Genomic DNA, 2,838 nt, shown 5'->3' on the forward strand with positions numbered 1-2,838 from the left:
AGGCTTAGCCTTTTTCCATATTGTGAGATAAAATAAACAGTCGTTGCATTTTTTTATAAAAGTAAGCTTTCGGGTAATTAGTACTACTCGACTTTGACATTACTGCCTTTACATCTGTAGCCTATCGACCGTGTCGTCTACACGGACCCTTCATGGAATACTCATCTTCAGGTCAGTTTCGCACTTAGATGCTTTCAGCGCTTATCTGGTCCCGACGTGGCTACTCAGCTATGCCCTTGGCAGAACAACTGATATACCAGCGGTCAGTCCAACTCGGTCCTCTCGTACTAAAGTCAGAACCTGTCAATATTCCTACGCCCACAACAGATAGGGACCGAACTGTCTCACGACGTTCTGAACCCAGCTCGCGTGCCACTTTAATCGGCGAACAGCCGAACCCTTGGGACCTTCTCCAGCCCCAGGATGTGACGAGCCGACATCGAGGTGCCAAACCTCCCCGTCGATGTGAGCTCTTGGGGGAGATCAGCCTGTTATCCCCAGAGTACCTTTTATCCTTTGAGCGATGGCTGTTCCATACTAAACCACCGGATCACTATATCCTACTTTCGTACCTGATCGACTTGTCGGTCTCACAGTCAAGCTCCCTTTTGCTATTGCACTCTACGCACGGTTACCAAGCGTGCTGAGGGAACCTTTGAAAGCCTCCGTTACTCTTTTGGAGGCGACCACCCCAGTCAAACTACCCACCAAGCAATGTCTCCCATTCAGGGATTAGAATTCCAGTACAAGAAGGGTGGTATTTCAACGTTGGCTCCCCGATGCCTAGCGACACCGGCTCACAGCCTCCCACCTATCCTACACATCCAGTACCAAAACTCAATGCTAAGCTATAGTAAAGGTTCATGGGGTCTTTCCGTCCCGTTGCGGGTAAACGGCATCTTCACCGTTACTACAATTTCACCGAGCTCACGGCTGAGACAGTGCCCAGATCGTTACACCATTCGTGCAGGTCGGAACTTACCCGACAAGGAATTTCGCTACCTTAGGACCGTTATAGTTACGGCCGCCGTTTACTGGGGCTTCAGTTCAATGCTTCGCCTTGCAGCTAACATCCCCCCTTAACCTTCCAGCACCGGGCAGGTGTCAGGCCTTATACGTCATCTTTCGATTTTGCAAAGCCATGTGTTTTTGTTAAACAGTCGCCTGGGCCATTTCTCTGCGGCCTCGATTACTCGAGGCTCCCTTTATCCCGAAGTTACAGGGTTAATTTGCCGAGTTCCTTAGCCGTGATTCACTCGAGCGCCTTAGAATATTCTTCTCGACCACCTGTGTCGGTTTACGGTACGGGTTACTTATTAGTTATACACGCCTAGACTTTTCTTGGAAGATCACTCGCTACACTCGTTTTGGCATTGCTGCCGCCTCTCAAAGACACTATTCCGTCAGTATCTGGTAACCCATTCTCTCCGTCATCTATTTGCCCAATAAGTAAGTACAGGAATATTAACCTGTTGTGCATTAGGTTGTCGCTCTCGCTAGACCCTTAGCCCCCGACTAACCCTCAGTTGATTAGCATAGCTGAGGAAACCTTAGTCTTTCGGCGTGAGGGTTTCTCGCCCTCATTATCGTTACTCATGCCTACATTTGCTTTTCTGATCGCTCCAGCCAAGCTTGTCGCTCAACCTTCGCCGCAATCAGAATGCTCCCCTACCAGTATATAAATATAATCCAAAGCTTCGGTACTTTACTTGATGCCCGTTTATTATCGATGCCCGCCTCGCTCGACCAGTGAGCTGTTACGCACTCTTTAAATGAATAGCTGCTTCCAAGCTAACATCCTGGCTGTCACTGCAATCAGACTTCCTTAGTTCAACTTAGTAAAGATTTTGGGACCTTAGCTGTTGGTCTGGGTTCTTTCCCTCTCGGATTGGGACCTTAGCACCCCAACCCTCACTCCCGGGTATATTTTAAGCCATTCAGAGTTCGTCAGGATTTGGTAGGATTTGACTCCCCCTAGTCCTATCGGTAGCTTTACCTGCTTAAAACTTGACCCCGAGGCTGTTCCTAAAAACATTTCGGGGAGTACGAGCTATTTCTCAGTTTGATTGGCCTTTCACCCCTACCCACAAGTCATCCAAATACTTTTCAACGTAAACTGGTTCGGTCCTCCACTCCGTTTTACCGGAGCTTCAACCTGCTCATGGGTAGATCACAAAGTTTCGCGTCTACTCCCACTGACTAAGCGCCCTATTCAGACTCGCTTTCGCTCCGGCTGCTCACATCTATGTGATTAACCTCGCCAGTGAAAGTAACTCGTAGGCTCATTATGCAAAAGGCACGCCGTCACCCCACGAAAGGGCTCCGACCGCTTGTAAGCGTATGGTTTCAGGGTCTTTTCACCCCCTTACTCAGGGTACTTTTCACCTTTCCTTCACAGTACTCGTTCACTATCGGTCTCTTGGTAGTATTTAGCCTTACCGGATGGTGCCGGCAGATTCAAAGGGGATTTCTCCAGTCCCCCCCTACTCAGGATACTCCTACAATAACATAAACTTACCAATACAGGGCTCTCACCTTCTACGGCCCGCCTTCCCAGACAGTTCTCGTTCATTTATATCATCGATATCGAAGTCCTACAACCCCAGTCTTGCCGCAACAACACTGGTTTGGGCTAATCCGCGTTCGCTCGCCACTACTTACGGAATCACTTTTGTTTTCTCTTCCTCTGCTTACTTAGATGTTTCAGTTCAGCAGGTTTGCCTTCTATTTAAATAGAATACTAGATCTTCAATCTAGTGGGTTGCCCCATTCGGAAATCTTCGGATTAAGGGTCTTGTGCACCTCCCCGAAGCTTATCGCAGCTTAACACGTCCTTCG

The 2,838-nt window shown here is 48.6% G+C and carries 1 rRNA gene; it reads right to left on the reverse strand.

Features of this window, described 5'->3' with window-relative positions:
- Positions 1 to 56: 56 nt before the first annotated feature.
- Positions 57 to 2,838, reverse strand: a 23S ribosomal RNA gene (locus tag ACST15_RS11335).

The organism is Aquirufa sp. Wall-65K1 (assembly GCF_054558475.1).